Raw genomic sequence first — 16,797 nt, forward strand, 5'->3', positions numbered from 1 at the left:
GTCTCAGGCGGGAGGGGTGGCCTCGGGCGAGCCGGCCTCGGCCGGCTTGGCGAGGTCGACGCCGTTGGCGGACTGGGCACCGGACTGCTTCCCGGCGGCACGGATCGCCTTGGCGAGGTTCTCCTTGTCGCGCTCGACGATCCACCGCGGGATCTCGACCGCAGGACGGTCGGAGGGGCGGCGGGTGTCGGAGCCGGTCCAGGCCGGACGCGGGTCGCGGCGACGCAGCGGCTCGAAGATCTCGGCGACCTCGTGCTTGGACAGCGTCTCCTTCTCGAGGAGCTGCAGCACCAGGTTGTCGAGGACGTCCCGGTTCTCCTCGAGGATGTCGAAGGCCTCCTGGTGCGCGGTGGCGAGGAGCTTCTTGGTCTCGTCGTCGACGACGGCGGCGACCTCCTCGGAGTAGTTGCGCTGGTGACCGATGTCGCGGCCCAGGAACGGCTCGCCGTTGGACTCGCCGAGCTTGATCGCACCGAGACGCTCGGTCATGCCGAACTGGGTGACCATCGCGCGGGCGAGGTTGGTCGCCTTCTCGATGTCGTTGCCGGCACCCGTGGTCGGGTCGTGGAAGATGAGCTCCTCCGCGGCACGGCCACCGAGCATGTAGGAGAGCTTGTTGAGCATCGAGGACCGGGTCTGGCTGTACTGGTCGTCGTCGGGCATGACCAGGTTGTAGCCCAGCGCCTTGCCGCGCGGCAGGATCGTGATCTTCTGGACCACGTCCGGCCCCGGCAGCGCAGCGGCGACCAGCGCGTGGCCACCCTCGTGGTAGGCGGTGATGAGCTTCTCCTGCTCGCTCATCAGACGCGTGCGCTTCTGCGGACCGGCGATGACGCGGTCGATGGCCTCGTCGAGGGCCTTGTTGGTGATCAGCTTCTGGTCGCTGCGGGCGGTCAGCAGCGCCGCCTCGTTGAGCACGTTGGCCAGGTCGGCACCGGAGAAGCCGGGCGTCCGGCGGGCCACCGAGTCGAGGTCGATGTCGCCGGCCAGCGGCTTGCCACGGGCGTGGACCTGCAGGATCTTCTCGCGACCGGCGAGGTCGGGAGCGTCCACCTGGATCTGGCGGTCGAAGCGGCCAGGGCGCAGCAGCGCCGGGTCGAGCACATCGGGACGGTTGGTCGCCGCGATCAGGATGACCCCGCCGCGTACGTCGAAGCCGTCCATCTCCACGAGGAGCTGGTTCAGCGTCTGCTCGCGCTCGTCGTGACCGCCGCCCATGCCGGCACCGCGGTGGCGGCCGACGGCGTCGATCTCGTCGATGAAGACGATGGCGGGGGCGTTCTCCTTGGCCTGCTCGAACAGGTCGCGGACCCGGCTCGCACCGACACCGACGAACATCTCGACGAAGTCCGAACCGGAGATCGAGTAGAACGGCACCCCGGCCTCGCCCGCGACAGCACGCGCGAGCAGGGTCTTACCGGTGCCGGGCTGGCCGTAGAGCAGCACACCCTTGGGGATCTTGGCGCCGACGGCCTGGAACTTCGCGGGCTCCTGCAGGAACTCCTTGATCTCCTGGAGCTCCTCGACCGCCTCGTCCGCACCGGCGACGTCGGCGAACGTCGTCTTCGGCATGTCCTTGGTGATCAGCTTCGCCTTGGACTTGGCGAACTGCATGACCCCGCGACCGCCACCGCCCTGGACCGAGTTCATCAGGAACAGGAACAGCACGATGATCAGCACGAACGGAAGCAGGAAGCTCAGGATCGAGCCGAGCACGGAGGGCTTGGCCACCTCGGAGTTGAACTCCTTGAGGTTGTCGCCCTCGGCCTGGGTCTTGCGCACCATCTCGATGAGCGCTTCCTGATCGCCGTCGACCCACGAGGTCGTGACCTCGGCGCCGCCGTCGCGGACACCCTTGACCAAGGTCGCCTTGATCTCCTGGTCGCCGTCGACGAACGTGATCTCCTTGACCTCGTCCTTCTGGATGTACTCGGTCAGCTCGCTGGTGGTGATCTCGTCACCGCCGTTGCGAGGGGCCAGATACTGCAGCGCCAGGATCACACCGAGCACTGCCAGGATGATCCACAGCCAAGGACCTTTGAATATGCGCTTCACAGGCTTCTTTCAACCGTTACGGGGTCAGACACGCACGCAGGGCAGCGTGCTCGTCATTTAGAACGACGGTACACGCCAAATCGTGCCCGAACCCACCTGAGCGGTTCCGCCATCAGCGAAAGCGCGGCTCCGGCCGAGCGCTGACCTAGGGTGTGGACATGACCCAGAACGGGGCGGGGACGCCTGCTGCCGGGAGCAGCTCCAACAGCCGTGTCGCCTGGTTGATCATCGGGGTGCTGGCCTTCCTCGCGGTCGCCCTCGTCATCGCCGCCGGCGTGGTCGCCACGCGGCTGGTGGTGCAGGCCTCCGGTGACGAGCCCGCGGCACCGGCCTCGCCGTCGGGGACGCCGGCGGCGAGCACGCCACCACCCACCTCGGCCCCGCCCGCACCGGTCCCGGACGGCGCCTGGCAGCCGGTGACCTCGGCCAAGGACGAGATGACCTACGACGTACCTCCGGACTGGGAGCCGGGGCCGGACACGCTCGCCGGGTTCGAGTCACCCGCCGGTGAGGTCACGGCGCTCATGCACGGCATCGCGACCTACGGCGAGGACTGGTGCGACGACAACTGGCACACCCTGGTCGGCTTCGTCACCCCGGGCTCGATCTCCGACAAGGGGTCGATCGAGGCCACCGCGATGCACTGGGCCAAGGCGGCCGCCCAGGACGACGGCGGCGGCACTCCGACCGGAGCGCTCGGTCAGCGACGTACGGTCCAGGTCGACGGGGGCCGGACCGCGGCGACCGCCGTCACGGCCACGGTCACCCCGCTCAGCCAGACGTGTCCGGTGCCCGCCATCGAGGTCACGGTGGTGTCGGTGCCCACGTCGTCGGGTCAGGCGCTCTTCGTGGTCGTCGCCGACCGGGGCGCCGAGGGGTCGAACCCGGACGCAGCGCTCGCGAAGGTGATCGCCAGCGTGCGTCCGGCCGACTGAGCCCGGCTGGGGCTCAGCCGCGCCTGTCGCTTCGGGCTCCGCTTCAGCTGTAGATGTGCGGCGCGAGGGTCGAGATGTCGCGCAGGTTGCGGTACTTCTCGTTGAAGTCGAGGCCGTAGCCGACCACGAACTCGTCGGGGATGTCCCACCCGACGTACTTCACGTCGACCGGCATGCTGACCGCCTCGGGCTTGCGGAGCAGGGTGGCGATCTCGATGCTCGCCGGACCGCGGCTGGTGAGGTTGGAGGTCAGCCAGGTCAGGGTCAGGCCGGAGTCGATGATCTCGTCCACGACCAGCACGTGCTTGCCGGTGACGTCGGTGTCGAGGTCCTTCAGGATCCGCACCACGCCGGACGACTTGGTGCCGGAGCCGTAGGAGGAGACCGCCATCCAGTCCATCTCGACGTGGCGGTTCAGGGCGCGGGCGAGGTCGGCCATGATCATCACCGCGCCACGCAGGACGCCGACGATGAGCAGCTCCTCGCCCTCGTAGTCCTTCTCGATCCGGCGGGCCAGCTCTTCGACCTTCGCCTGGATCTCGTCGTGGGTGAACAGGGTCTTCACGAGGTCGTCGCCGACGTACTCGGTGTCCATGTCCGTCACTCTAAGCGCTCGGCGTGAACGGTCCCGATTCGAAGGCGATGCCACCGTCCGTACGCTTCGCACGCAGGTGTCCCGGGAGATCGATCCAGCGCTGGCCGCGCCAGCCGGTGACCAGCTCGTCGACGGCCTTGACGTGCTCGCGGGTGAGCTCCGCGGGCGGGCTCCCGGCTTCGAGCGCGGCGATCCGGAGGACTCTGGTGCGGACCGCGGCCGGATACTGCGCGAGGGTCTCGACCGGAAGGGATCCGCCGAGCTCGCGGTGCATCGCCTCGGCGATGTCGTCGATGAAGTCGGCGTCCTCACGGAGCTGCTCCGCGGTGCGGGCCAGCGCGTCGGCGACCCCCGGGCCGAGGTCCTCCTCGAGCGTGGGCAGGACGCGGTGGCGGATGCGCGCGCGGGTGTAGGCGAAGTCGCGGTTGTGCGGGTCCTGCCAGACCTCGAGCCCCTCGACCTGGCAGGCGGTCTCGGTGTCGATCCTGGTGGTGTCGAGCAGGGGCCGTCGGTAGCGGTCGAACCGGGCGCGCATCCCGGAGAGGCTGCGCGCGCCCGAGCCCCTGGTGAGGCCCAGCAGCACCGTCTCGGCCTGGTCGTCACGGGTGTGGCCGAGCAGGATCACGCTCGCGCCGAGGCGCTCGGCGAGCTGGTCGAGGACCGCGTAACGGGCCTGGCGGGCCGCCGCCTCGGGCCCCTCACCGTCGGCCTTGACCTCCACCGTCGCGGTCACGGTCTCGTCGACGCCCATCTCGGCGAGCTGCCCGACGACCTTCGCGGCCTGCACCTCGCTGCCGTCCTGCAGCCCGTGGTCGACGGTCGCGCCGATGACGTGCAGCCCGAGCTTGTGGCCCTCGAAGACCGCGGCGGAGGCCAGCGCCAGGGAGTCCGCTCCCCCCGAGCAGGCCACCATCACCTTCTCGCCCGGCTCGAGCCGCTCGAGCGTGGCACGGACCGGGCGGCGTACGGCTGCGAGGGAGGGGTGCAGGCTCACTCCGGACTCACAGGACGCGGGTGACCCAGGCGTCCGGGTCGACGATCTCGGCCTTCGAGGGGAGGTTCTCGGGGCCGGCGAAGACGGCGTTGAACTCCTCCATGCCGACCCGGTCCACGACGTGGCGTACGAACTTCGCGCCGTCGCGGTACTGCGCCATCTTGGCCTCCAGCCCGAGCAGGCGGCGCAGCAGGCGGTCGAGGACGCCGATGCCCTGGCGGCGCTTGTTGAAGGCCTTGCGGATCGTGGTGACGCTGGGGATCACGCCGGGGCCGACATCGTCCATGACCACGTCGGCGTGGCCCTCGAGCAGCGACATCATCCCGGTGACCCGGTCGATGATCTCCTTCTGCTCGGGCTTGGCGAAGGCGTCCACGATGCTGCCGTTGCCCTTGAGCGCCTCGGTGACGCGCTGCAGCCCGCCGTCGAAGAGCGAGGCCGGGTCCATCGCGTCGGAGAGGCCCTCGATCTGGGCGAAGAGGTGGTCGCGCATCCACGGGCTGGCGGTGAACTGGACCCGGTGGGTCTCCTCGTGGAGGCAGACCCACAGCCGGAAGTCGCTCGGGTCCAGGCCGAGCTCGCGCTCGACGTGGACGGCGTTGGGCGCGACCAGCAGCAGCCGCCCCGACGGCCCGTAGAACGGGTCGAACTGGCCGAGGATCTTCGAGGACATGAAGCCGAGCAGGCCGCCGACCTCGGCCGCACTGATCTTGGAGCCGACCGCCTGGGTGAGCACTCCCGGCGCGCGCTTCGCGGTGATCCGGTCGACCACCGGAGAGATCACGTGGGCGAAGGTGTCGGCGTTGGCCTGGATCCAGCCCCTCCTGTCCACCACCAGGACCGGCGCGGTGTCGCGGGGCGCGTCCAGACCGGTGAAGGCACGCACGAACTCGGTCGCCTTGGCGGCGTCCGCGCGCAGTTCCTCGACGGCATGCTGGGCCTCGCTGCGCGAGACGATCGGGCCGTCTCCGGCGACCGTCGCGCCGAGGCGTACGGCCAGGTCCCAGTCGACCATGGTCGCTCCGGACGGGGTCGGGTCCTCAGCACGATGGGTCATGCCTACGACCGTAGCCGACCGGACCTATGCCGAGCATCGACACGTCGCGACGGCCGTGATCGCGTCATCGAGGGCGTCGCGTACGTCCAGGGTCTGCTCGGGCTTGAACCCGTCGGCCATGAGGACGACGACGAACGGCGTGCCGCGGGCGTCGATCGCGATGCCGGAGAGACCCGAGACGCCGGTGAGGGTGCCGGTCTTCGCCCGGACGCGGCCGCGACCCGGCTCCGCGTCGAAGTTGAACCGCCGCGAGAGCGAGCCGACCCAGCCGGCGACCGGGAGTCCCGTCAGCGCCGGGGCGAGCTCGGGGCGGTTGGGGCTGGCGGCGGTCTGGAGCGTGCTCACCAGCAGTGTCGGCGGGATCCGGTTCTGCCGGGAGAGGCCGGAGCCGTCGACGAGAACCAGGCCGGTGGTGTCGATGCCGAGCTCCTTCAGCGTCGCCGTGATCGCCGCGGTGGAGCCGTCGAACGTCGGTGCTCCTTCGGCGACGCCGACGTGGCGGGCGAGGATCTCGGCGAGCTGGTTGTCGCTGTGCTGCAACGTGTACTCGACGATCTCGCGCAGGGTGTCGCCCTGACGTACGGCGAGCTGGGTGCCTGCCTTCGTCCCCCTCGCGGGCTTCCCGTGGACCTTGATCCCGTGCTTGACCAGGGCCTTCCTGAACTGCTCGGCGGCCTGCGCGGACGGATCTTGGCTGTAGCCCGTGGCCTGGGAGCCGCCGTGGTCGACGGACAGCGCGGTGATCCCACCGACCTCCTCGCCCAGGTAGGTGCGCCGCCAGGTGGGGCTTAACGTCGGACCACCGAAGAGACTGTCGTCGTAGGCCAGCCTGACCGACTGGGTGCTGCCGAGCTCTCGGGCCGTCTCGGCGGCGAGGGCGTCGAGGTCGCTGGTGCTGAGAGATGCGTCACCTCCGCCGACGAGGGTGACGGTGCTCCCCTGGAGCGTGGTGCTGGTCTCGAACCGGCGCTCGGGGCCGTACGCCTCGAGCACCGCGACACTGGTCAGCACCTTCGTGACGCTCGCCGGGGTCGCGGCCCCGGTGCCGTGGGTGACCAGCGGGTCGCCCGCGAGCGGCGCGATCGCCGCCTTGAGGTGCTTGCCGAGCCGCTTGTCGCGCACCATCTCCCGCATCACCTGTTCCAGCGCGGCCTGGTCAGGCTTTCCCGGGGCCCTGGTCTGCTCGCCGGCAACCGCCGCGGGGCTGACGGCGGCGATGTTCAGCGGCACCGGCGGTGGGGTCGGCGCGACGTTGCCCTGGGCGTAGCGGACCCACCCCAGGGCGTACGCTCCAGCCGCGGCGCCCACCAGGAGCGCGAGCACCAGCGGCAGCACGATCGCCAGCTTCCCGCGGGCCTCGTCCGTCTCCTCTGACGGCCACGTCGGCGAGGTGTCAGGCTCCACGGATATCCTCCTCGATGCCGGGTCTGACGCCGATCGGTGTCAGACTGTCCGGCATTCCGTTTTTGGGTTTGTCTGGAGGCAGAGAAGTGACGCAGGAGTTCGACGTACTGATCGAGGTCCCCAAGGGATCCCGCAACAAGTACGAGGTGGACCACGAGTCGAACCGGCTTCGACTCGACCGCGTGCTGTTCACCTCCATGATGTACCCCGCAGACTACGGCTACATCGAAGACACCCTCGGTGGGGATGGCGACCCGCTCGACGCGCTGGTGCTCACCCCCTACCCGCTCTTCCCGGGTGTGCTGGTCCAGGCCCGTCCTGTCGCGATGTACGTCATGGAGGACGAGAAGGGCCAGGACGAGAAGGTCCTCTGCGTCCCCTGCGACCCCCGCTTCGACCACATCCAGGACCTCGCGGATGTCGACGAGTGGACCCTCAACGAGATCAAGCACTTCTTCGAGCACTACAAGGACCTCGAGCCCGGCAAGACCGTCAAGGGCTCCGACTGGGTCGGCAAGGCCGCCGCGGAGTCGGAGATCGCCGCCTCCATCGACCGGTTCAAGAACACCGCTCACTGAGTCCTGCTGGATGTTGACCGAGGTGACTCGGTCGAGTCGCACTGCCTTCGTGGAGTTCCACGAAGGCAGTGGCCATTTACCGAGGTAACTCGGTCAGCATTCACCCAGCGCGGTACGCAAGGAGTCGTACGTCGCCTCCACCTCGCCCGCAACGCTCGGGACGACCTTCGTCGCGGGGCGTTGTGCCACCAGTTCGGCGAGCTTGGAGGCGTACGCACGGAGGTGCTCGTCGCCGCCGGACTCCGCCACGATCTCTCGCACGATCGGGTGCCAGGGATCGCTGCCGTCATCGCGCGCATGGAAACGACGCAGCGCGTCGTCCTCGACGGCCTCGAGCATGACCTCCACGAACTCGGCGCCAGCGTGGTGCGCCGCCCTCTCGAAACGTTCGAGCTCGCTGACCCTGGCGAACAGCTGTGGGAGCACGACGTCGCCAGACTCGCTGAGGTAGCCGCGGATCAGCCCCAATGCCGCCGGCCGGATCCGGGTGCCGGCGCCGATGAAGTCGTCTCGCCATCCGCTGATGTAGGTGCGCAGCAGGTCGATGTCACATACCAGCGTGCCGGGGTGATCGGCGGCGAAGCGCTTGGCGAGGGTCGACTTTCCTACTCCGGGCATTCCGTTGATGAGGATCAGCCTGGCCACCTGGTCAGTCAACCACCCTGGCAGGATCAGCTGGCGACCCGCATCCGGGACTCGAACCTCCCCAGCGTCCGGCGCGGACTGTCCAGGTCGTCCCAGACGACGCGCACGAAACCGTAGTCCGTGATCTCCCGGATCTCGTCCTCGCGCACCTTCTCCTCGAACACTGCATCGCTGGGCGACTGACCAGGCTTGAGCAGCTTTCCGTACTTCACCTTGCCGTCGAACTCACCGAACAACCGGAACTGCGGCCACGCGAAGTCGACGATGCCGACCAGTGAACCGTCCGCACGATAGACAGGCACCTGAAGCTCCGGCCGCGGCAGGCCTCCGACGCGGAACAGCCATAGACACCGCGACTCCCCGATCGATCCCGCTAGCGGATCCGCGTGAGCGACAGCGAGTCCGAGCGGGTGGCTGAAGGGCCACTGATTCATCCGCTCGTATTCGACGAGCAGCTCCTCCTTCGTGAATGCCTTCGCTCGGAGACCGGCGTCGAGAAGACACTGAGTGACCTCGTCGTCGGCCTGCAGGCTCGTCTCCAGCACGCATCGAACCGCAGGCAGCGTACGCAGCCCGTCGTGTGTCTCGATCTCGTCCTCCCGGACAGCACCCAAGTGATGGACGACGTCTCCCTCGAGCGGTCTTCCGGCACCGTCGAGCCTGGTCACATGCACCTTGGCGAGGTCCACGCCCCACAGGTCGATCCCATGAGCGACCATGCCGGACACGTGGCTCAGCGCGACCTTGCTGCCCAGGGACCGTTGCACGGCTCGAGCACGCACGCGATGTCGTCCGACCGGGTCGAGCGCCTTCCACTCGTCGGCGAACACGTAAGCCCCGCGTCTGATCCGGTGCCACGCGCCCTGGCGAACGATCCCCGTGATCTCGCGGTCTGCGTAGCCGGCGTTCTTGGCTTCGCGGCGGGTGAAGAAGCCTTCGGTGGCGGTGATGATTCGTAGTGGGTCCATGCGTCCAGGCTTCGTCCCTGCACCGACATTTCCGACCGCAAATGGGCTCGCTGTGGATAACCCCGTCCCGAACGTCGCCTGTGGAGGGCCACCGGCCCATGTCTTGCATCATGTGCGGGCGGATGCTCACCGAGGTAACTCGGCGAGCGACCACTGCCTTCGCGGAACTCCACGATGACAGTGACACCCGACCGAGTTACCTCGGTCAGCATCCGCCACCGCCCTCAGCCGATCAGGTCCTTCGCCCGCAGCAGCTCCTCGGGTACGCCGAAGCCGTCGACGAGCAGCCGCGCGTGCGGGCGGAGCTCGCGGCAGAGGCGGTTGACCTCGGCGGTGATGGCCTTGGAGCGCTCGGAGGAGAGGCGGCCGTGCTCCATGAACCAGGCGCGGTCGGCCTCGATGACCGAGAGGGCGCTGAGGTCGCAGACGGTGCCCATCAGGTCCCGCACCGGCCCGGTGGACAGCCCACGGACCTTCTCTCGGAACGCCTCGTGGACCAGCCGCTCCACGTGCGCGTGAGCGACGCCGATGACGTGGTCCTGGACGGTCGAGAAGACCTCACCGGGCTCGCGGCCGGCCTTGACCCCCGACTGGAGACGCCGGGCGACGCCGGCGAGCATGTGCTCCTCGCGGAAGCGCAGCATCGCCAGGTGGTAGTCGGAGTCGAGGATGTCCGGCTCCCGCTCGCCCGCGACCGGAACGACGTCGCGGACCCGTTCGAGCAGCTTGTGCACGGCGGTCCGCTCCAGGACGGTCTCGACGGCGAGACCGGCCACGAAGCGTACGAGGTCCAGCTGGTCCATCTCCTCGAACTCGCTGGAGTAGCCGGTGAGCAGGCCCTTGGCGACCAGCTGCAACAGCACGGTGTTGTCGCCCTCGAAGGTCGTGAAGACGTCCGTGTCGGCCTTGAGGGCCGCGAACCGGTTGGCGGCCAGGTAACCCGCCCCGCCGCACGCCTCCCGGCACTCCTGGATCGTCCGGGTGGCGTGCCAGGTCGCCAGGGCCTTGGTGCCGGCCGCTCGGGACTCGAGCTCGCGCCGGGCGTGCTCCGAGGTCGAGACACCGGAGAAGACGTCGTGCAGGTCGTCGCGTACGACCTCCTGCGCGAAGCGCAGCGCATAGGTCCGCGCGACCAGCGGCAGCAGTCGCCGCTGGTGCTGGCCGTAGTCCAGGAGCAGCGCCTCCTCGGCGTCCGACGACGTCTCGAACTGCCTGCGCCGCAGCGCGTAGCGGACCGCGATCGTCAGCGCGACCTCCGATGCCCGGATCCCGGCACCACCGACCGAGACCCGGCCCTGCACGAGCGTGCCGAGCATGGTGAAGAAGCGCCGTCCGGCCGACTCGATCTCGGAGACGTACTCGCCCGCTTCGGTGACGTCGGCGAATCGGTTCAACAGCGACGTACGCGGCACCCGCACGCCCGAGAACCACAGCCGTCCGTTGTCGACGCCGTTGAGCCCCATCTTGGGGCCGTCGTCCTCGATCCGCACCCCGGGCGCAGGCGCGCCGGCAACCCGGATCGGCACCACGAGAGCGTGCACCCCGCGCTCCTCGCCCCCGACCACCAGCTGCGCGAAGACCACCGCGAGCTCACCATGAGCCGCGGCGTTGCCGATGTAGTCCTTGTACGCATCCTCCCGGGTCGTCTCGATGACGAACTCCTGCGCGGCGGGATCGTAGGTGGCCACGGTCCCCACCGCAGCCACGTTGGACCCGTGGCCGTGCTCGGTCATCGCGAAGCAGCCGAGCACGCGCCCGGAGACGATGTCGGCGAGATACCGGTCGTGGTGACGTGCCGTGCCGAGCTGCAGGATCGCACCACCGAAGAGCCCGAACTGCACGCCCGACTTCACCAGCAGCGACAGGTCACCACCGGCCATCTCCTCGAAGGCGGCGATGGAGGCGCCGACGTCACCGCCCCCGCCGTACTCCTTCGGGAAGCCGAGCCCGGTCAGACCGGTCGCGGAGACGTCGAGGAGCACCTCCCGAACCCGCTCGCGATACTCCGGCCGGGCCAGCTCCTCGACCTCGTCGAGGAAGTCGGCGCGCTCGATCAGGGACTTGCGTACGTCCTCCCGGACTCCCGCGTATCGCCCGTCGAGAAGTGAAGTCAGTGCTGTGGCATCGATGGCGTTCACGCCGCCACCCTATGCCGGGTCGGGCCAGGATCAGGTCAGCTCGTGGGCGACCTTCGCCTCACGTTCGGCGATCTCGTCGGACTCCGGCACGAGCCGCCGCACACCCTTGCGCTGGAACTTCTGGTTGGCCACCAGGCCGCCGACGTAGTAGGCGACGAGCGCGATCATGCAGCCCGCGATGTCGTCGGCGAGGTAGTGCCAGCCGAAGTAGACGGTCGCGACGACGGTGATCCCGAAGTTGATCCAGCCGGCCCAGCGGGCGATCTTGTTCTTGACCGTGGCCTGGATCATCAGCGCCACCAGCAGAGTGATGCCGCAGTGCAGCGAGGCGAAGCCGCCGACCGACTGCACCACGTTGGCGTCGACGTCGAAGAGGACGTGTTGTCGGGTGAAGACCAGCGACTCCATCAGGCTGCTCGCGGGCGTGTCCGGCAGGTCGGCGTAGAGGTAGGGGTACTGCAGGCCCGGCCCGACCGTCGGCAGGCAGTAGTAGGAGACCGTGCCGAGGATCCAGGCGATGCACTGCGAGCTCACGAACCAGTAGCCGTAGGCGAGGTTGCGCGACCACACCAGCCAGCCGGCGACGGCGAACGGCACGAGCGGCAGGAACCACATGTAGATGTAGGAGAGGAACCAGGCCACCCAGCCGGTGCCGAGGAGGTCGTGGAGCAGGATCGCCGGGTCGGCGCCGAAGAGCACCGCCTTGTCGATCAGGTGCAGCTCGTGATCGAACTCATACGTCTCCGGGACCACGAACGGCAGGAACGACTTGAGGTTCCGGTAGCAGACGTAGACCAGGTAGAAGCAGACGATGCCCATCGCCACGAGCGTCAGCCGCTCACGGGTCCAGTGGGTGCGGACCCGCTCCTTGAAGATCGGCCCCATGTCCTTCCACTTGAACTTCGCCAACCACAGCGTGCGTGGCACGAGGTCGACGAGGAGCGCAGCCCCGACGAGGAGGGGAAGGCGGAGCCAGGACGGTCCGAGGAAGCCCTCCGGGTCGAGCATGCGCTTGTCGACGATCTGCGCGGTCACGACTGCGATCAGGCCGAAGATCAGCGCGCTGCTGACGAGGAAGATCTGAGCGCGGCGATACATAGCCGCTGATTCTAAGTGGCGGATGGTTACGGTGCCGATTCCTGGGCGCCTGATTTCCGGACGTTCGATCCGGGGATGGCCAGCCGGTTCGGCTCGACCCGCAGCCTGACCGTCTCCCCCGGAGCCGGCGCCGAGTCGGCGACGGCGTCGACCTCACCGACGTCCTCGAGACGTACGACGATCCGGTGCTGCTCCGGCGTAGCCCTCGCCGAGACCACGGTGCCGGCGAGCGGGCCTGCCGGATCGGCGACGAAGGCGGAGCGGCGCAGTGCGACCGCTGCGGCCGGTGCCATCCCGGCGGCCTTCAGGACGATGTCCGCCGCCGGCCCCTCGAGCACGCGGGCGTAGCCCAGGAACAGGGCGGCCCAGGTGTCCGTCGGCCGCGCCCACACCTCGCGCAGGGTCCCCTCCTGCACCAGATGACCGTCATGCAGCAGCGCGATCCGGTCGGCCACTGCGAAGGCCTCCTCCTGGTCGTGGGTGACCATCAGCGCGGTGGTGCCCGCCTCGTGGAGGATCCGTCGCAGGTCGCCCGCGAGGCGCTCTCGCAGACCGGCGTCGAGCGCGGAGAGCGGCTCGTCGAGGAGCAGCAGCCGTGGCTCGACCGCGAGCGCACGGGCGAGCGCGACCCGCTGCCGCTCGCCGCCGCTCAGCGTGCCCGGGAGGCGGTCCTGGTAGCCGGCCAGGCCGACGAGCTCCAGCAGGTCGGCCACCCTCCGCGTCCGCTCGGCGGCCGGGATCCGGCGCAACCGCATCGAGTAGGCGACGTTGTTCGCGACGCTGAGATGCGAGAACAGCTGCCCGTCCTGGAACATCAGCGCGAAGCCACGCTTGTGCGTCGGCACCCCGCGCATCGGCCGCCCGTCCCAGCTGATCTCCCCCGTCGCCGGCTCCAGCCCCGCCACGGCACGCAACAGCGTCGACTTGCCCGACCCCGACGGCCCGAGCAGCGCCAGCACCTCACCGTCCGCCAGCTCCAGGCTGACGTCAGTGACGGCCGCCTTCCCGTCGTACGCCACCGACACCTCACGCAGCGACAGCATCGCAACCTCGATCCTGCCGAGGCGTCAGCGCGGTCGGCCGAGGCGTCGGCCCCGCCGGCCGAAGCGTCAACCCCGCCGGCCGAAGCGTCAGCTTGGTCGGTCGAAGCGTCAGCCCCGTCGGCAGAAGCGTCAGCCCCGTCGGCCGAGGCGCCAGCTTGGTCAGTCGAAGCGTCACTCCGGTCGGCCGAAGCGTCAGCTTGGTCGGCCGAGCCGGCACAACCGTGACGCCTCGATCGACGTACGTGACGTCTCGACCGACCCTCTTGACGCCTCGACCGACGTACGTGACTTCTCGGCCGACGGGGGTGACGTCTCGACCAACCGGAGTGACGCCTCGGCCGACGTACGTGACTTCTCGACCGACGTACCCGACGCCTCGACCGACCGAGGTGACGTCTCGACCGACGTACCCGACGCCTCGGCCGACGGGGGTGACTTCTCGGCGTGGGTTCACAGTGCTCCGATCGAAGGTACGCGGAGACGCTCGACGAGGAGCATCACGACGGCGGTGGCGGCGGCGAGGACACAGGCGGCGGCGAGGGCCATGCCGTAGTTGTCGGAGCCCGGACGGGACAGCAGCCGGAGGATGACGACGGGAAGGGTGGGCCGCTCCTCGCGGACGAGGAAGGACGTCGCGCCGAACTCCCCGAGCGACGCCGCGAAGGCGAAGCCGGAGGAGGCGAGGAGGGGCTTCCAGATGGCGGGTACGTCGACCGTCATGACCGCGCGCAACGGCCCGGCACCGAGCCCGGCGGCGGCCTGGCGGAGGCGGTCGTCGACCGATCCGAGGACGGGCACCAGGGTGCGTACGACCAGGGGCAGCGCGACCAGCGCCTGCGCGAGGGGTACGAGCCACGGTTCGTCGCGGAAGTCGAGCGGGGCCGACCCGAGAGTCAGGTAGAGCCCGAGCCCCAGGGTGACGGCGCTGACCCCGAGCGGCACCATGAACAGCCCGTCCAGCAGGGAGCGCACCCGCCGCTCGGCCACCGAACGGGACCGGCGCGTCACCGCGAACGCCACCAGCAGCCCGAGCGCCAGCGCGACCAGCGCGGCCTGCACCGCGACCGCCAGCGAGGTCATCAGCGCGGTCGTGACCGGCACCGGAAGCGGTGGGTCGAACCCCGGGGTCTGCAGGGCCGTGTAGTTCCGCAGGCTCCACCGGTCATCGGCTCGCAGCGACCCGAGCAGCAGGGCGAGCAGCGGCCCGGCGACCAGCAGGACCAAGATCGACGTGGACACCAGGGCCGGGATGTCTCGCGGCGTGACCCGACGGCGGCGTACGACGACCCGGGACTGCGTGGGGTCCGGCACCGAGCGCAGCCGGCCGGCGATGACCAGCAACCCGATGACGACCACCAGCTGGAGGACCGACAGGACGGCGGCACCGGGAAGGTCGAACAGCGTGAAGGTGAGCTTGTAGATCTCGGTCTCGATGCTGTTGTAGCGCACCCCGCCGAGGGTGAGGACGATCCCGAACGCGGTGGCGCAGAACAGGAAGACCACCGAGGCCGCGGAGACGATCGCGGGACGCAGCGCCGGCAGGGTGATCGTCAGGAGCACCCGTGCCGGCGAGGCACCCAGTGCGGCAGCAGCCTCCCCGGGACGCGGGTCGAGCGACTCCCAGGCGGCCCCGACCGCACGGATCACGACGGAGGCGTTGAAGAAGACCAGCCCGAGGATGATCGCGGTCGGCGTCCCGTCCAGCCCGAGAGAGGCCAGCAGCCCCGCCTCGCCGATGAGCTCGCGGAAGGCGACCCCGACGACGACGGTGGGGAGCACGAACGGCACCAGCAGCCCCGCCCGGATCACCCGCTGGAACGGAAAGCTCAGCCGGTGGAGCGCGAACGCGGCCGGCAGTCCGAGCGCGACGCTCAGCACCGTCGCCAGCCCCGAGGACCACAGCGTGAACCAGAGCGCCCGCTGGATCTCCGGGCGTCCCACGACCCTGGACACGACCGACGGATCGAAGGATCCGTCGAAGAACAGGCCGCGCTGCACCATCCCGACGACCGGCAGGACGAAGAAGACCGCCAGCACGGCCACCGGGAGGGCGGCGAGCGCGACCAGGGTCCCGATTCGCCGGGTCACAGCGCGACGGGTGGAGCTCACTGCGCGATCGTGTCGCTCCAGGTCGCCAGCCACGCTTCCCGGTTCTCGTCGATCTCGTCGGGTTCCACGGAGAGCGGCGAGGTCGGCTGCTGGGCGAACTTCGCCCAGTCGGCGGGCAGCTCGACGCCGGAGGAGACGGGGAAGACGTACATGCTCTCCGGAAGTGCCCCCTGCACGCTGTCGGAGAGCAGGAAGTCGATCAGCGCCTGGGCGCCCTCGGGGTGGTCGGCGCCCTTGAGCACGCCGGCGTACTCGACCTGACGGAAGCAGGTGTCCAGCAGCGCCTTCGTCGTCGACGCCCCGTCCTTGACGGTGAAGGCCGGCGAGGAGTCGTAGGAGAGGACGATCGGTCGCGTCCCCTTGCCGCCGCCCTGGGTGAAGTCGGAGTAGTAGGCCTGGTCCCAGCCGTCGACGACCTTGGTGCCGTTGTCCATCAGCTTGCCCCAGTAGTCGGCCCAGCCGTCCTCGCCGTACTCGGCGACGGTCGCCAGCAGGAACGCCATCCCCGGCGTCGACGTCGCGGCACCGGGGGTCACGAAGAGATCCTTGTACGCCGGCTCGGCCAGGTCGTCGAGCGACTCCGGCGGCGTCAGCTTCTTCGCCGCGAACCACTCGGTGTCGATGTTGACGCACACGCTGCCGTTGTCGACCGGGGTGAGGAAGTGCTCCTCGTCCCCCGGCAGGTTGAAGTCGGAGACGCCCTCGGGGATCTCGGACGGCGTGTACGCCTCCAGCGCACCCTGGTCGATCGCCCGGCTGGCGAAGGTGTTGTCGACGCCGAAGACCGCGTCACCGTCGGGGTTGCCGGTGTCCATGGCGATCTTGGTGGTCAGCTCGCCACCGTCGCCCGCGTGCCGGATCTCGGCGGTGTAGCCGGTCTTGTCGGTGAACTCGGCCAGCACCTCCTTGGGCAGCGTGAAGCTGTCGTGGGTCAGCAGCACGACCGACTTCTCGTCGGCGCCGCTCGACTTCTCCGCGTCCGGCTCGGCGGGCGTGCCCCCGCAGGCGGACAGCAGCAGCGCCGAGACCGAGGCGATAGCCGTGGCAGTGATGGCAGGCGTACGCATGCGCACTCTGACTCCCTTCGCCGGTATCAACCGGAGCAGGTTCGGAGGGTCTGCGGCGCTGTTCGCCGCACTCTCAGGCCTCCCGGCCTCCCCTGTCTGTTCCCGCCAACA

The 16,797-nt window shown here is 69.4% G+C and carries 14 protein-coding genes and 1 riboswitch; of the genes, 2 read left to right on the forward strand and 12 right to left on the reverse strand.

The features are described from left to right. Nucleotides 1-3 precede the first annotated feature (3 nt). Complete coding sequence (gene ftsH, locus ACZ6WN_RS11565; RefSeq protein ID WP_465864778.1) at nucleotides 4-2,055, reverse strand: ATP-dependent zinc metalloprotease FtsH; 2,052 nt, start codon at nucleotides 2,053-2,055, stop codon at nucleotides 4-6. A 158-nt stretch (nucleotides 2,056-2,213) separates the two neighbouring features. Here ftsH and ACZ6WN_RS11570 point away from each other — a divergent pair, with 158 nt between their 5' ends. After that, nucleotides 2,214-2,990 carry a DUF8017 domain-containing protein gene (locus tag ACZ6WN_RS11570; RefSeq protein WP_465864779.1) on the forward strand — a complete coding sequence of 259 codons (777 nt, stop codon included), beginning with the start codon at nucleotides 2,214-2,216 and terminating at the stop codon, nucleotides 2,988-2,990. Between the two features lie 43 nt (nucleotides 2,991-3,033). Here ACZ6WN_RS11570 and hpt read toward each other — a convergent pair whose 3' ends face one another. The 4 genes from hpt to dacB are packed head-to-tail and all read right to left on the reverse strand — an operon-like array spanning nucleotide 3,034 to nucleotide 7,040. Then, nucleotides 3,034-3,585, reverse strand: coding sequence for a hypoxanthine phosphoribosyltransferase (hpt, locus tag ACZ6WN_RS11575; RefSeq protein ID WP_160026376.1), 552 nt, complete (start codon nucleotides 3,583-3,585; stop codon nucleotides 3,034-3,036). Nucleotides 3,586-3,595: 10 nt separating this feature from the next. Next, nucleotides 3,596-4,579 carry a tRNA lysidine(34) synthetase TilS gene (gene tilS, locus ACZ6WN_RS11580; RefSeq protein ID WP_465864780.1) on the reverse strand — a complete coding sequence of 328 codons (984 nt, stop codon included), beginning with the start codon at nucleotides 4,577-4,579 and terminating at the stop codon, nucleotides 3,596-3,598. 7 nt (nucleotides 4,580-4,586) lie between these two features. After that, nucleotides 4,587-5,636: a zinc-dependent metalloprotease gene (locus tag ACZ6WN_RS11585; protein WP_465864781.1), complete on the reverse strand. Its 1,050-nt coding sequence runs from the start codon at nucleotides 5,634-5,636 to the stop codon at nucleotides 4,587-4,589. 24 nt (nucleotides 5,637-5,660) lie between these two features. Beyond that, nucleotides 5,661-7,040: a D-alanyl-D-alanine carboxypeptidase/D-alanyl-D-alanine endopeptidase gene (gene dacB / locus ACZ6WN_RS11590; RefSeq protein ID WP_465864782.1), complete on the reverse strand. Its 1,380-nt coding sequence runs from the start codon at nucleotides 7,038-7,040 to the stop codon at nucleotides 5,661-5,663. Between the two features lie 86 nt (nucleotides 7,041-7,126). On the opposite strand from dacB, the gene ACZ6WN_RS11595 reads away from it, so the two are divergent. Further along, on the forward strand, nucleotides 7,127-7,618 hold the full coding sequence (locus ACZ6WN_RS11595; protein ID WP_141796010.1) for an inorganic diphosphatase: 492 nt from the start codon (nucleotides 7,127-7,129) through the stop codon (nucleotides 7,616-7,618). A 93-nt stretch (nucleotides 7,619-7,711) separates the two neighbouring features. Here the strand turns inward: ACZ6WN_RS11595 and ACZ6WN_RS11600 are convergent, their stop codons facing one another. From ACZ6WN_RS11600 to ACZ6WN_RS11630, 7 genes are all read right to left on the reverse strand, one after another. Beyond that, nucleotides 7,712-8,263, reverse strand: coding sequence for a P-loop nucleotide/nucleoside kinase family protein (locus tag ACZ6WN_RS11600; RefSeq protein WP_465864783.1), 552 nt, complete (start codon nucleotides 8,261-8,263; stop codon nucleotides 7,712-7,714). 26 nt (nucleotides 8,264-8,289) lie between these two features. Further along, the gene (locus tag ACZ6WN_RS11605) at nucleotides 8,290-9,231 is read right to left on the reverse strand and encodes a type IV toxin-antitoxin system AbiEi family antitoxin domain-containing protein (RefSeq protein ID WP_465864784.1); all 942 of its coding nucleotides are present in this window, start codon (nucleotides 9,229-9,231) and stop codon (nucleotides 8,290-8,292) included. 224 nt (nucleotides 9,232-9,455) lie between these two features. Beyond that, a complete protein-coding gene (locus ACZ6WN_RS11610; protein WP_465864785.1) occupies nucleotides 9,456-11,369 on the reverse strand; it encodes an acyl-CoA dehydrogenase family protein in 1,914 nt (637 codons plus the stop codon). Between the two features lie 30 nt (nucleotides 11,370-11,399). Further along, a complete protein-coding gene (locus tag ACZ6WN_RS11615; protein ID WP_465864786.1) occupies nucleotides 11,400-12,467 on the reverse strand; it encodes a phosphatase PAP2 family protein in 1,068 nt (355 codons plus the stop codon). A 26-nt stretch (nucleotides 12,468-12,493) separates the two neighbouring features. Further along, the gene (locus tag ACZ6WN_RS11620) at nucleotides 12,494-13,510 is read right to left on the reverse strand and encodes an ABC transporter ATP-binding protein (RefSeq protein ID WP_465864787.1); all 1,017 of its coding nucleotides are present in this window, start codon (nucleotides 13,508-13,510) and stop codon (nucleotides 12,494-12,496) included. Between the two features lie 450 nt (nucleotides 13,511-13,960). Beyond that, a complete protein-coding gene (locus ACZ6WN_RS11625) occupies nucleotides 13,961-15,619 on the reverse strand; it encodes an ABC transporter permease (RefSeq protein WP_465864788.1) in 1,659 nt (552 codons plus the stop codon). After that, nucleotides 15,616-16,686 carry a thiamine ABC transporter substrate-binding protein gene (locus ACZ6WN_RS11630; protein ID WP_465864789.1) on the reverse strand — a complete coding sequence of 357 codons (1,071 nt, stop codon included), beginning with the start codon at nucleotides 16,684-16,686 and terminating at the stop codon, nucleotides 15,616-15,618. The genes ACZ6WN_RS11625 and ACZ6WN_RS11630 overlap by 4 nt, the downstream gene beginning before the upstream one ends. After that, nucleotides 16,682-16,790: riboswitch (TPP riboswitch) on the reverse strand. (Overlaps the previous gene by 5 nt.) Nucleotides 16,791-16,797 lie beyond the last annotated feature (7 nt).

Source organism: Nocardioides sp. NPDC054178, from assembly GCF_055585005.1.

What these genes read in the sequence shown, in the direction of transcription:
- hpt (WP_160026376.1), bottom strand. Translation starts at nt 3,585, where the DNA reads ATGGACACCGAGTACGTCGGCGACGACCTCGTGAAGACCCTGTTCACC.
- ACZ6WN_RS11615 (WP_465864786.1), bottom strand. Translation starts at nt 12,467, where the DNA reads ATGTATCGCCGCGCTCAGATCTTCCTCGTCAGCAGCGCGCTGATCTTC.
- ACZ6WN_RS11605 (WP_465864784.1), bottom strand. Translation starts at nt 9,231, where the DNA reads ATGGACCCACTACGAATCATCACCGCCACCGAAGGCTTCTTCACCCGC.
- ACZ6WN_RS11620 (WP_465864787.1), bottom strand. Translation starts at nt 13,510, where the DNA reads ATGCTGTCGCTGCGTGAGGTGTCGGTGGCGTACGACGGGAAGGCGGCC.
- ACZ6WN_RS11570 (WP_465864779.1), top strand. Translation starts at nt 2,214, where the DNA reads ATGACCCAGAACGGGGCGGGGACGCCTGCTGCCGGGAGCAGCTCCAAC.
- ACZ6WN_RS11585 (WP_465864781.1), bottom strand. Translation starts at nt 5,636, where the DNA reads ATGACCCATCGTGCTGAGGACCCGACCCCGTCCGGAGCGACCATGGTC.
- ACZ6WN_RS11630 (WP_465864789.1), bottom strand. Translation starts at nt 16,686, where the DNA reads ATGCGTACGCCTGCCATCACTGCCACGGCTATCGCCTCGGTCTCGGCG.